The organism is Salinicola lusitanus (genome assembly GCF_003206045.1).
GTDB lineage: Bacteria > Pseudomonadota > Gammaproteobacteria > Pseudomonadales > Halomonadaceae > Salinicola > Salinicola lusitanus.
This window is the reverse complement of sequence record NZ_PZJM01000003.1, coordinates 474,640-486,963: the sequence shown is the minus strand read 5'-3', so window position 1 is coordinate 486,963 and position 12,324 is coordinate 474,640. Positions and strand designations below refer to the sequence as shown.

Genomic DNA, 12,324 nt, shown 5'->3' with positions numbered 1-12,324 from the left:
GGAGTGGCCCCACCTTGCACCGACTTTCCCATCTCAACGAAATTGCCCACGGCAACGACCGGGCGATCTATCGGCATCCGGAACGGCCCGAGCGCTGTATCAAGGTGCCCCGGTTCCCCGAGCGCGGAAGTCACCAGAACGAGCGAGAACAGGTCTACTTCGACGTTCTGAAGGCGCGCGGCCTCGACGACTGGCGCCATGTCCCGGAATATTTCGGATCGGTGGAGACGGATCAGGGTCCCGGGCTGGTGTTTCGGCTGGTGACCGATGCCGATGGCCGGATCTCCTCCACCATTCGACAGTGCCGCGATCGGGGCGATACGGCCTGGTTCGCCACCCATGCGTTCGCCGACGAACTGCAGGGGCTGTATCACTATCTTCGCGACAACTGGATCGTGCCGTCCGACATCAACGACCGCAACATCGTCTGTCAGCTTAGGGCCGACGGCTCTCGGCGGCTGTGGCTGATCGACGGCGTCTCCAATCCGGATTTCATGCCGCTGGCCAACGTCTGGCCCTGGTTCGCGCGTCAGAAAGTCGATCGTCGCATGCGACGGTTCTTTGCCACGTTGAGTGGCTATGGCCTGCTGCCCGAACCGGACAGGAAGGAGCTGGTGCGCAGCGCGCACTGAGTCGGGCCCGGGCGATACCATCGGGGTTCGAATGACGGCCTCCCGAATCGATCGGGAGGCCGTTGCCATCCGCCCTCAGGCGTTCGACGTTTCGCGCGGGTTGCGGCCGATCGGATGCGGCTGGTTGCGGGCCCGGGCCAGCTCGATCTGCTTCTGCCGCTCGCGGGCGCTGGCACGCGTCTTTTCCGGCAGTGAATCCCAGCAGTGGGGGCAACTGATCCCCGGCGTGTACTTGTCCGACGACTGGTCTGCGGTGGAGATCGGCATGCGACAGGCATGACACTGCTCGAACTCGCCCTCGCTCAGGTCGTGGCGGACGGTGACCCGGTTATCGAACACGAAACAGTCGCCGCGCCAGCGACTCTGTGTCTCCGGCACCCGCTCCAGATAGCTCAGGATACCCCCCTTGAGGTGGAAGACTTCCTCGAAGCCCTCGTTGAGCATGAAGCTCGACGCCTTCTCGCAGCGGATACCGCCGGTGCAGAACATCGCCACCTTCTTGTGGCGGCTGGGATCGTAGTGCTGCCTGACGTACTCGGGGAACTCGCGGAACGACTTGGTCCTGGGGTCGACCGCTCCCTCGAAGCTGCCGATGGCCACTTCGTAGTCGTTGCGCGTATCGATGACCAGCACTTCGGGATCGTCGATCAGCGCGTTCCACTGCTCCGGCTCGACATAGGTGCCGACCCGACGGTTCGGATCGACGTCCGGTACGCCCATGGTCACGATCTCGCGCTTGAGCTTGACCTTGGTGCGATAGAACGGGTGGGCGTCGCAGTAGGATTCCTTGTGGCCCAGCTCGGCAAAACGCGCGTCGCGCTTGAGCCAGCCGAGCAGTGCGTCGATGCTATCGCGGGTGCCGGAAACGGTACCGTTGATACCCTCGTTGGCGAGCAGCAGCGTGCCCTTGACATCGAGACGCTGCATTTCGGCGAGCAGCGGCTCGCGCAGGGCTTCGAAGTCGTCGAGAGTGACGAACTGATACAACGCCGCGACCACGATGGCGGGATCGTTTGATGACATGCCTAGGCTCCTGGTAGTCGCCCTCGCAAAGGGCGGACCGGGTTGGGGTGGCGCCACGATGGCGCCGATGATCGCCGCGCATTTTACGCCGCTGAGCGTTGGCGTCCAGTGACCGACCGTCGCAGCGGAGGGCGCGGCTAGCGGGTGGTTTCGGCGATATAGCGGGCGATCATCAGGTCGAGGTGGGCGCCGCCACCATTCTTGAACAGGGTGATATCGGCCTCGTTCTGTCGGCCCCCACGTCCGCTGAGCAGATCGTAGAAGTCGCCGAGGATGTCCTCCTCGGCGATGACACCGGCAGCGAGGGGGATCTTCAGCTCGCCGATGTGGCCGAGCGTGGTCTCGCGGCTGTCCACGAACAGCCGAGCCTTCTGCAGCAGCGTATCGTCCGCTTCCCGCATGTCAGCCTTGAACGCGCCGATCAGATCGACGTGCGTGCCCGGCGCGATCCACTCGCCCCGGAGGAACGGGGTTCGCGCCATGGTGGCGCTGGCGATGATATCCGCCGACCTCGCCGCCGCTTCCAGGTCGCTCACCGCGGCCACGTTCAGGCCGCGAGCTTCACAGGCGCCGGCGAGTGCTCGCGCCTTGTCGTGGGTCCGGTTCCACAGGCTGATGCGCTCGAGTCCGGGGAACAGGGCGGTATAGGCGTCGATCAGGCTGGCCGCGACCTTGCCGGCACCGCAGACGAGCAGATGGCGGCTCTCCCTGCGGGCCAACAGCAGCGCGCCCAGCACGGAGTCGCTGGCCGTCTTGACCTCGGTGACCAGCCGGCTCTCGATGATCGCCTGTAACTGGCCATCGTCGGGGGCGAAATAGAGCATGGCGCCCTGGACGGTCTCCAGGCCGCGGGCGGCATTGCCGTCGAAGACGGTGACCGCCTTGGCGCCATAGCCGACACCGGGGATGAAACAGGAGCGATTGAGCAGGGTCTTGTCGGCCGGTCCAAGAAAAGTATCGTCGATTTCCGGCCGTGCGGCTCGATGGCCCTGCTTCAGGGCCTCGACGGCTTCGGCCCAGAAAAGTCGCTCTCTCGCTTCTTGATAAGTTATCTGTCGAATCATGCCTGCCTCGTATCCTCGTTGACGTCAGTTGTTCCACTCGCTGGGTTTGAAAGCCAGATCGGTACATACCCAGAAAACCACCGCATCTTCTTCCGATCCTTTCAGACAAGCGTGGCCCATGGAGCTGTCGATGTAGGCGCAGTCGCCCTCGTTGAGAACCACGGGACTATAGAACTCGGTGTGCAGAACAACCTGGCCCTTGACCACGAAGAGCGTCTCCTCTCCCTCGTGAGAGAACAGGCCGTCCGCTCGGGCGCTGGTTCCGCGAATCTCCGTCATTTCTTTGGCGTGAACCGTCGCGATCATCGGGCACATCTTCTTGTTCGTCAGTTCGGAACAGAGAAAGCGATAGTCGTGCGAGCCAATGGAATGGCCGATGCCTTCACCGTTGCGGGTAATCGAGCGCCGCGTCTTGGGTAACGCATCCACCTGGGGCTGGATCAGTTCGGCAGGCTCCACCTCCAGCCCTTTGGCGAGACGGAGAAGGCTCGCATAACTGGGTGAGATCGCTCCGCGTTCGATCTTGGATACGGTCGAGGCGCGCAGGCCGCAGCGCTGTTCCACTTCACTAAGTGTCAACGCCTTATCTCGGCGTATCTGTTTGATACGTTCGCCTAGTCGAGCCGAGCTTAGTTTGTCATCTACTTCCGTCACTCGCTCATCTCCCTGGAGGTGCGATGTGGCATCACATGGAACTCATACAGCAATCGCTATTCAGCATGCACAGAATGTTAAAGACTTGCCAAGATGTCAGTCATGTGCAATATATGACATATGTGTCTTATAAGACAATTTTTGGAGCATGTGTGTCATGAAGATCCAGGCGCTCAATATTTTTCTGCTGGAAGTCCCCCTGGGAGGGCAGATCTTCAATCCGCGCATCCTCTGGCATCGGAAGCAGTCTGTGCTGGTTCGTCTGGTCACTGAAGAGGGCGTCGAGGGATGGGGCGAGTGCTGGTGCTTCGATAATTCCGCCGACGCATTGATCCGCTTTCTGCAGAGCGAAATTCGGCCCCGCGTGCTCGGCGCTGATGCCAACGATCCCGCTGGGCTGTGGCAAGACCTATGGTCGATGGCTTCGCTCAATGGTCGTCACGGCATGATGGCGGCGGCCTTGAGCGGGGTCGATATCGCGCTGCACGACGTGCTTGGCAAGCGCACGGGACGCGCGCTGGGGGCGGCGATCTCCATAGAGCCACTGCGCGATCGAATCCCGGTCTATGCCAGTGGCGGGCTCTATCGCAAGGACGATGCGCCCGTTCGGCTGGCCGACGAAATGCGCTGCTACGTCGCGGCGGGGCACAACCGCATCAAGATGAAAATCGGGGCTTTGGCCTTCGAACAGGACGTCGCGCGTGTCAGAGCCGTCAGAGAAGCCGTCGGACCGGATGTCGGGCTGATCGTCGATGCCGTATACAGCCTGGACAGGGCGCGGGCGGAAAAATGGCTCGGTGTATGGCGCGAGTTCGATGTAGAGGCGGTTCAGGCTCCCTTTCCCACTCACTGTTGGGAGGAGATGCGCTGGCTCAATCGTGACTGCGGCGTACCGGTCATGGTGTTCGAGGCCGAGTCGCGCTTCGAGATATTTCGCGCACTGTTGGAGTTCGAAGCGATCGGCGCGCTGCAGTTTTCGCCTATCGCCGTCGGCGGCATTACCGCTGCCAGGCGACTGATCGCTCTGGCGAGCGACTACCGCTGCGACGTCTCGTTGCAGTGCTCTTCGACCTGGCTTACCGAAAAAGTGGCGCTGGAGATCGCGCGAGGTCATTCACAGGTCCGTCACGTGGAGTTACACACGCTTCACACCGCGCTCTTCGATCAGACTGCTGCCGGAGAACTTCAGGTACGTGACGGTCAGCTGTCGTTGGCATCCTGTGTCGGCCTTGGCGTCTCGCCGGACGTTTCGCGCCTGCTCTGCGTCGATGAGCAGCTCCCCGATATGCAAAAGATTCCTACACCCAATGGCCACCTGCGTCGCGTCGGCGACTAGACCGTTGGTCGACGGCGAAAATCGCCAACCTTCAAAAACAAAGAGGTAGATATCGTGAAATACGCGAAAACGATTCTGTCAGCTGCCGTCGCCTCGCTGTCGATCGCTTCTGCATCCGGCGCTACCTGGCCGGAGCGTCCGGTCAGCATCGTGGTGCCGTTCAAGGCTGGCGGCTCCAGCGATCTCGTCGCACGTAGTTTTGCAGCGGCCATTAACGAGCAGCAACTGCTCTCCGAGCCGCTCAACGTGGTCAATGTCGGCGGCCACTCCTCCGTCGGTGCAAGACGCGTCATGGACGCCAAGCCGGATGGCTATGAATTCCTGGTCCACGAGACCGGGCTGATCGGTGCGCAGGCCGCGGGAATCACCAATTTCGGTTATGAAGACTTCAAGCCCGTTGCCCTGACCGGCGAGAACTGCATGGCCATTCTGGTGCGCAAGGATTCGGGCTACGACAGCCTGCAGGCTCTGCTGACCGCTGCTGCCGACAAATCCAACCCGGTGGTGTTTGGCGTCAATATCGGCGGGCTGAACCACATGTCCGGCATCATGCTCGAGAATCACTCGGACGCGGATTTCCGCTTCGCTCAGGTCGGTGGCTCAGCCGACAACTTTGCGGCACTGACCGGGGGCCAGATCGACGTGGCTTCCGTGGGGGCCGCCGGGGCCAAGAACTTTACGCTGACCGAGGATGGTCAACTGGCCGACGACAGCCAGGTCAAGGCGATCGCCCTGTTGGACGATGAGCCTGACGATCGTTTGCCCGGGGTGCCTACGGCCCGTTCTCAAGGTACCGATGTCAGCTTCTGCTTCGGTAACTACTGGCTGGCACCCAAGGACACGCCCGACGAGATCGTTGATGCCTTCGCCGATGCGCTCGAGGCCGCCTCTCAAAGCGACCGTATTAAGACCTACTACGACGATACCCTGACCAAGCCGATCTTTCTCCGTGGTGAAGCGTTCCGTAAGTATCTCGACGAGCAGGCCGATATCGTCGGACCCGTCGCCAGGCAGGCGACTGCGCGCTAACGAGGAAACGTGCTGCCTGCGAGACGAGCGGCGTGTCGCGCCGCTCTTTCGCGCTTCCCTAACGCTTGCGAAAGAGAGGCGTCGTAATGGATCGAAGACAGGAGTGGTTTATCACGATGCTCATCGGCATCGTCGGTGTCATTGGTTGCTGGAGCGCGCTGCAGATCGGCGGCTTCGCATTCGACCCCCTTGGCTCCAGAGCCGTGCCCCTGGGGGTATCCGTGCTCATGATCGGCCTTTGTGTCGTGCAGGCAGGTAAATGGTTGCTTCCCAGAGCACCTGCCGTTTCCGCGACCGGTGCGCCCGTTGATATCGAGAAAAGCGATATGAAGGAGGACACCCTGGCGCAAGTTGGCGAGTCTGTAGAGGATATTTTCGAGGCGAGGCAACTGCTGGCGCCACTTGGCATGCTGACGTTATGCCTCGGTTTCATCTGGCTGGTATTTCTCGAGCGCTTTCCGATTTCGCTGGTCACGACCGCCTTTGTGGTCGTGGCAGCTCAGTTGTTGCCGATGCCGAATCGTCGCCGCGGCACATTGATCGCGCTAATGCTGGGTGTGGTGCTGGGGTTTGGTGCCGAATGGCTTTTCACGCAAGTTTTTTTCGTCGATCTTCCGGCGCTGGGGTGATGTGATGGACGGTTTGCTGACGGCTTTCTGGTTTACCTTGCAGCCCGCAGCCCTTGGTCTGATGCTGTTGGGTGTCTCGGCTGGGGTATTCGTAGGGGCGATCCCCGGATTGAGTGGCACGATGCTCATAGCACTATGTCTGCCGCTGACCTTCTTCATGACGCCGGAAATGGCGATCGTGCTGCTCATTTCGATCTACATCGGCGCCATCAGCGGCGGATTGATCACGGCGACGCTGCTCAAGATGCCGGGTACCGAAGCCGCGATCATGACGACACTGGATGGCTACCCCATGGCCAGGGCGGGTCGCCCGGGGCGCGCGCTCGGCCTGGGAATTGGTAGTTCGTTCGTCGGCGGTTTGATCTCCTGGGTGGCCCTGGTCCTGCTGACCAAGCCGCTTTCGATCTGGGCGACCAAATTCACCGCTTTCAACTATTTCGCGCTGATCGTCATGGCACTGGTGCTGATCGCGATCATCACCGAGGGATCGTTCCTGAAGGGCATCATCGCGGCACTACTGGGCGCGCTGCTCGCGGTGCCGGGCATCGATCCTTCCTCCGGGACGCCGCGACTGACGTTCGATCTGGTGGCGCTCAATGGCGGCATCGATCCTATCCCCATGTTCATCGGGCTCTTCGCCCTGGGCACCGCATTCACCGATCTGCTTAAGCCCAAGAAAGAGGGCGAAGGGCTCTCCACGAGCTACCGCGGCGTGATCATGGGGGTGAAGGATTATCTGCGCCATGGTGCCAACCTGCTGCGCTCTTCCGTACTGGGAACCTGGATTGGCCTGTTGCCGGGTGTCGGGGCAATCATCGGTTCGATGGTGGCTTACTCGACTACCAAGGCGCTGTCGAAAACACCGGAAAAGTTCGGCACCGGCTGCGAAGCGGGAATCGTTTCATCGGAGTCCGCCAACAATGCTACCATCGGCGGTGCCATGATTCCGCTTATTGCGCTCGGCCTGCCGGGAAGTCTGAACAATGTGCTGTTGCTGGCGGCGTTGTTGATCCATTCGATTCAGCCGGGGCCGCTGCTGTTCGTCAACAATCCCGAGCTTGTCTACATTCTGATGGCGGCTTTTTTCTGCGCCAATATCATCATGTACTTCGTCATGGTAGGCAGCGTTAGATGGGTTTCCCGGATCAGCCAGATTCCCGGCTACATTTTATTCCCCATCATCGTATTCTTCTGCCTGGTGGGCGGGTACGCTTACGGTAATTCCGTTGCCGACGTGTGGATGCTGCTCAGTTTCGCGGTGATCGGTTTTCTGCTGGATCTGGGCGGTTTCCCCAAGGGGCCGCTGGCGATCAGTTTTATCCTGACGCCCATGGCAGAACAGAAGTTGCGCTCGGGGTTGCAGATTGCCGGTGGTGACTGGTCGGGGCTGTATACGGAACCTTTGACGCTGATCATGCTGTTGATGGCGCTCGCCATGTTGCTGATCCCCAGTCTGGGGCCGAAACTTTCACGCAGGCGAAAGCGTGCGCTCGACAAGATCGGTTCGCCGACGCCAAAAGAGTGACCGCCAATGTTCATTCGTTGGCGATGGAGCTTTCCACGATCTCGGTCACGACTTCGGTCTTGACCGAGTTGGCGATGAAGCAGCCCCGGTGGGCCTGGTGGTGCATCGCCTCGAGCTGTTCAGGGGTCGGTCGGCGCTCACCGGAGAACGTCACCGCCGGGCGCAGCGTGACCCGCGTCATCGCCAACTGGCCGGCGTCATTCTGTTCCAGCACGCCGACGGCGCTGTCCTCGTAGCGCTCGACGACGAAGCGTCGTTTGGCGACGATACCGAGAAACACCAGCATATGGCAGCTGGAGAGCGCCGCGACGAAGGCTTCCTCGGGATCGACGTTGGCCTCGATCGAGTAGGGGAGCGGGACGATGTGAGGGGAGGCAGAGGCGGCAACGGTGACTCCACCGTCGAAGTGCCATTCGTGCCCCCGGCTGTGGCAACCGTCGATGAATCCCTCCGTCGGCTGGCGCCGCCAGCGTATGGTGGCCGTATAGTGGGACATGGCACCCTCCCTCCTAGTCGATCCCGCTGAGAATCGTTGCTTCGGCGGCGGTATGCCCGTACTCGCCGCGAAGGCCCTGGAAGATCGCCTCGCGCTCCTCCCTCGGCTTGTGCTGGCTCGCCTTGCGCTTGCCCTCCATGCGCTCGACGGTCAGCTCGACACCGATGATGGCACGACACATCCCCGCAATGTAGTCATCCGGCGCATCCTCGATCGACCAGGGAACGGGCCGACCACGTTCGAAGCGGCGGGTCAGCGCGCCCGTCAGTTCACGTAGCCAGGATGGGTCGTCGATCAGGCGAAGGCGACCGCGAACGTGCACGACCTGATAGTTCCAGGTCGGGACGACCCTGCCGTGCTCGCGCTTGGCCGGATACCAGCTTGGCGATACATAGGCCTGCGGACCATGGAAGATGGCCAGGGCGGGGAGGGTGGAGACCTTGGCGCCCGGTGCGTCGGCCAGCGGGTTGGCACGCGAGATATGGCCGCGCAGTCGACGAGGCGCCGACTCGCCGCCGGCGGTCTCGAGCAGCAGCGGCAGGTGATCGGCCTCGAAGCCGCCACCGCCTCCTGGTGTGATCAGGGTCGCGAACGGGGCCTGGTCGATGGCGCTCTCCATTGCTGCGGTATCGTCGAGGCGAAACGGATTCGGCTGGTACACGATTCAGCCTCCGTCGGAAGAGAGGGTCGCCGTCACTTCGGCCAGCGACTGGCGCTGGCGCCCCTCGGCATCGAAGTTGTCCGGCGAGAGCCAGCGGCGATGGCTCTCGCGGATGGCCGGCCACTCGTCGTCGATGATCGAGAACCAGGCGGTGTCGCGATTGCGTCCATTGACCACCCGGTGCTGGCGGAAGATGCCCTCGAGACGGAAGCCCAGCCGCTCGGCCGCGCGACGGGAAGGGGCATTGAGGGCGTCGCATTTCCACTCCACGCGACGGTAGCCGAGCTCGAAGGCGTGTCGAATCAGCAACATCAACGTTTCGCTGGAGATCGGCGTCCGTGCCATGCGCGGCGAGAAGTTGAGATGACCGATCTCGAGCGCGCCGTCGGTCGGGACGATGCGCAGGTAGGTGGCCATGCCCACGGCGCGATCCTCGGCCGGATCGATGATGGCGTAGCAGATCGGATCGCTGTCGCGACTCATCGTCTCCAGCCAGCGCTCGCACCCCGCCCGATCGTCGAAGGCACGGCCACCCAGGTAGGTCCAGCGTGCCTTGGCCTCGCGATCGTTGGCGATGTCGGGGTCGGGCATCTGCCACGCCTGCCATAGCGATGGCGCATGCCGACCTGGATCGAGCGGCTCCAGACGACAGAAGCGTCCTTCCAGGACGGTCGGGTCCGGAAAAGGTGGCTCGCGCCAGTCCGGGATATCGCTGCCCACGGGCTGGCCGTACGCATTGGTGGTCGGTTTCATGATCTGTCTCAGCAGCCACAGGAGGTGAGTGTATGGTCTCGCAGGCTGCCGGCACTGGGGCCGGTGGCAACCGGATGACCGTCGCGCTTCCAGAAGTCCAGGCCGCCGAGTAGCTCCTTGACCTTCAGCCCCGCGCTGGCGAGTTTGAAGGCGCCCCAGGTGGAGCCGTTGCAACCGATGCCGTCGCAATAGCTGATGTAGACGCGCGAACGGTCCAGCGATGCCAATCGCTCTGCCGTCATCTCGACATGGGGGAGGCTGATCGCGCCAGGGATGTGACCGGCAAGGTAGTGATCGTGACGCCGGGTATCGATGACGATGATCTCCTCGATGCCGTTGGCGAGATCCATCGCCAGATCCCAGGCATCGGTATGAAACCTGAGCTTGTCGCGCATGGCGGAAGCGCTCTGCTCGGGGGTGGCCGGCAGAACATCGAGTACGAGTGAGGTCGCGGTCATTGAGAGCTCCCGGCGGTTCAGACAGTCAACAGAAAGGTGTGGAAGGCATCGTCGCGTTGCCAGCCGAGCGCGCGGTAGCGGGACTGGGCGGCGGCGTTCTCGACCTGGGTGCGCAGCATCAATTGGGCAATGCCGTGCTCGGATGCCAGCTCCCTGGCGGCCTGCAGCAGGGCGCTGCCGATGCCGCGGCAACGAGCCTCGGGGACGACGAAGAGGTCGTTGAGAATCCAGCGCGAGCCGAGGGTGGTCGTCGAAGGTATCGGGAACAGCTGGGCGAAGCCGACGGCCGTATCGCCTGCGTCGTAGGCCACCAGCAGGTGAGCGTCTCCGCGCCGGTCGCGTTCGCCAAGAAAGGCCCGGGCGCCCTCGAGGTCGCTGGGCTGCCGGTAGAACTGGCGGTAGCCATCGACCAGCGGCGCGATGGCGTCGATCTCTTCGTGGGTGGCGATGCGGATGTCGGTCATGGGGGCCTCCAGCAGGATTGACGTGACTTGGCAGTAGTCTGGCGTCATGCTGGTCCTTCGATAAGAGCCAGTTGTTGCAATAGCGAGGGGACCAGTGACACAACCCAATGTGCATCGTCCGTGGATCGTCGAAGCGTTGACGATGCGCCTCGCCACGCCCTCTTCGTTGACCCTGACCCAGCGCCTGTACCAGTCGCTGAGAGACTGGATCCAGCAGGGAGAGCTCAGGCCGGGTAGCGCGCTGCCGTCGTCGCGGCAACTGGCGCGCGAGCTCGGCCTGGGCCGCAATACCGTGCTGGGGGCGGTCGATCGATTGACCGCCGAGGGCTTCCTCGAGACTCGGCCCGGTGCGGGTGTCTTCGTCGCCGAGTGGGGCGCGGCGGTAGTGGCGGGGAGGCGTCCGGTGCCGGAGCGGACGGCCGTGTCGGCGACACTCTCCGCCCGAGGCCAGCGCGTTCTCGATATCAGCGGCCTGCTGAGCGAGCGTCACACCGCCTTCGCACCGGGCGTGCCCGCGCTGGACCGGTTCCCGCGTGAGCGCTGGCAGCGACTGCTGCGTCGTCACCAGCAGCGGGCGCCGCTGGAGTGGCACGACTATCAGCATCGGGGAGGCGTGCCGGCACTTCGCGAGGCGCTCTGCGACTATCTGCGGCTGTCGCGATCGGTACGCTGTCGGCCCGATCAGATTCTGGTGACCCAGGGCGCCCAGCAGGGCTTCGAACTGATCGCCCGGTTGCTGGCCGATACGGGGGAGACGGTCTGGATGGAGGAGCCCGGCTACGGCGGTGCGCACGCCTGCTTTCTCGCCGCCGGGCTAGATATCGTGCCGGTCCCGGTGGATGACGAGGGCATGGCAATCGCCACCCTGCCATCTTCGGTGGCGACGCCTCGACTGATCTACGTGACGCCCTCGCACCAGTATCCCAGCGGCGTGACGATGAGTCTCAAGCGACGCACGGCGCTGATCGAAGCGGCCCAGCGTCACGGCGCCTGGATCATCGAGGATGACTACGACAGCGAGTTCCGCTATGCCAGCGCGCCGATCGCCTCGCTACAGGGGCTCGTCGACGATGCGCCGGTCATCTACGTGGGCACCTTCAGCAAGGTGATGTATCCCGGCCTGCGATTGGGTTATCTGGTGCTGCCGGACCTGCTGGTCGAGCCGTTCCGGCGGGCCAATGCACGACTCCACCGCGAGGGTCAGTACGTGGCCCAGGCCGCGCTGGCGGCGTTCATTACCGAAGGGCACTTCGCGCGCCACGTCTCGCGGATGCGGGAACTCTATCGGCAACGCCAGGCTGCCCTGCGCCATGCCCTGGCGCCGGCTGTGGCGAAGGGCCTCGGGCTGTCGGCGGGAACGGCGGGCATGCACCTGGTCGCCGAGCTGGAGAGCCCGGCGCTGGAGGCCGAACTGGTCGCCCGGGCGGAGCAGGCGGGAATTCTACTGTCGCCGCTATCACGCTATTTCCTGCGCTCCCCCGCTCGGCCAGGCCTGGTGCTGGGTTATGCCGGCGCCACCGACATCGAGATCGCTTCCGCTGGCCGCTGGCTGAGCGACGCCTGGTGCGCGCTGGCTTCTCGTGACGAGCCCTAGCCCGCG

At 63.1% G+C, this 12,324-nt stretch carries 14 protein-coding genes; 6 read left to right on the top strand and 8 right to left on the bottom strand.

The genetic code is table 11. The annotated features are described in order from the left end of the window. The first annotated feature begins 14 nt into the window (after positions 1-14). A complete protein-coding gene (locus DOM45_RS06025) occupies positions 15-632 on the top strand; it encodes a YrbL family protein (protein ID WP_157958356.1) in 618 nt (205 codons plus the stop codon). A gap of 75 nt (positions 633-707) precedes the next feature. Here the strand turns inward: DOM45_RS06025 and trhO are convergent, their stop codons facing one another. From trhO to DOM45_RS06010, 3 genes are all read right to left on the bottom strand, one after another. Beyond that, entirely contained in the window at positions 708-1,655 is a 948-nt protein-coding gene (trhO, locus tag DOM45_RS06020; protein WP_110598612.1) for an oxygen-dependent tRNA uridine(34) hydroxylase TrhO, read from the bottom strand. Positions 1,656-1,792: 137 nt separating this feature from the next. Then, positions 1,793-2,719, bottom strand: a complete 927-nt coding sequence (locus tag DOM45_RS06015; protein WP_110598611.1) for an ornithine cyclodeaminase family protein — start codon at positions 2,717-2,719, stop codon at positions 1,793-1,795. 24 nt (positions 2,720-2,743) lie between these two features. Continuing rightward, positions 2,744-3,373 carry a helix-turn-helix domain-containing protein gene (locus DOM45_RS06010; RefSeq protein WP_110598610.1) on the bottom strand — a complete coding sequence of 210 codons (630 nt, stop codon included), beginning with the start codon at positions 3,371-3,373 and terminating at the stop codon, positions 2,744-2,746. A gap of 157 nt (positions 3,374-3,530) precedes the next feature. On the opposite strand from DOM45_RS06010, the gene DOM45_RS06005 reads away from it, so the two are divergent. The 4 genes from DOM45_RS06005 (at position 3,531) to DOM45_RS05990 (ending at position 7,892) form a co-directional block, all read left to right on the top strand. Beyond that, complete coding sequence (locus DOM45_RS06005; RefSeq protein WP_162302602.1) at positions 3,531-4,709, top strand: mandelate racemase/muconate lactonizing enzyme family protein; 1,179 nt, start codon at positions 3,531-3,533, stop codon at positions 4,707-4,709. Between the two features lie 54 nt (positions 4,710-4,763). Continuing rightward, positions 4,764-5,738, top strand: a complete 975-nt coding sequence (locus DOM45_RS06000; RefSeq protein ID WP_157958355.1) for a tripartite tricarboxylate transporter substrate binding protein — start codon at positions 4,764-4,766, stop codon at positions 5,736-5,738. 86 nt (positions 5,739-5,824) lie between these two features. After that, the gene (locus DOM45_RS05995) at positions 5,825-6,367 is read left to right on the top strand and encodes a tripartite tricarboxylate transporter TctB family protein (protein WP_110598607.1); all 543 of its coding nucleotides are present in this window, start codon (positions 5,825-5,827) and stop codon (positions 6,365-6,367) included. Positions 6,368-6,371: 4 nt separating this feature from the next. After that, complete coding sequence (locus DOM45_RS05990; RefSeq protein WP_110598606.1) at positions 6,372-7,892, top strand: tripartite tricarboxylate transporter permease; 1,521 nt, start codon at positions 6,372-6,374, stop codon at positions 7,890-7,892. A gap of 10 nt (positions 7,893-7,902) precedes the next feature. Here the strand turns inward: DOM45_RS05990 and DOM45_RS05985 are convergent, their stop codons facing one another. The 5 genes from DOM45_RS05985 to DOM45_RS05965 are packed head-to-tail and all read right to left on the bottom strand — an operon-like array spanning position 7,903 to position 10,724. Beyond that, a complete protein-coding gene (locus DOM45_RS05985) occupies positions 7,903-8,388 on the bottom strand; it encodes an OsmC family protein (protein WP_110598605.1) in 486 nt (161 codons plus the stop codon). A gap of 13 nt (positions 8,389-8,401) precedes the next feature. Then, positions 8,402-9,049, bottom strand: coding sequence for an FMN-binding negative transcriptional regulator (locus DOM45_RS05980; protein WP_110598604.1), 648 nt, complete (start codon positions 9,047-9,049; stop codon positions 8,402-8,404). 3 nt (positions 9,050-9,052) lie between these two features. Next, a complete protein-coding gene (locus tag DOM45_RS05975) occupies positions 9,053-9,802 on the bottom strand; it encodes a GNAT family N-acetyltransferase (RefSeq protein WP_110598603.1) in 750 nt (249 codons plus the stop codon). Positions 9,803-9,810: 8 nt separating this feature from the next. Then, on the bottom strand, positions 9,811-10,260 hold the full coding sequence (locus DOM45_RS05970; RefSeq protein ID WP_110598602.1) for a rhodanese-like domain-containing protein: 450 nt from the start codon (positions 10,258-10,260) through the stop codon (positions 9,811-9,813). A 17-nt stretch (positions 10,261-10,277) separates the two neighbouring features. Continuing rightward, the gene (locus tag DOM45_RS05965) at positions 10,278-10,724 is read right to left on the bottom strand and encodes a GNAT family N-acetyltransferase (protein WP_110598601.1); all 447 of its coding nucleotides are present in this window, start codon (positions 10,722-10,724) and stop codon (positions 10,278-10,280) included. Positions 10,725-10,818: 94 nt separating this feature from the next. Here DOM45_RS05965 and pdxR point away from each other — a divergent pair, with 94 nt between their 5' ends. Then, on the top strand, positions 10,819-12,318 hold the full coding sequence (pdxR, locus tag DOM45_RS05960; protein ID WP_425353325.1) for a MocR-like pyridoxine biosynthesis transcription factor PdxR: 1,500 nt from the start codon (positions 10,819-10,821) through the stop codon (positions 12,316-12,318). Positions 12,319-12,324 lie beyond the last annotated feature (6 nt).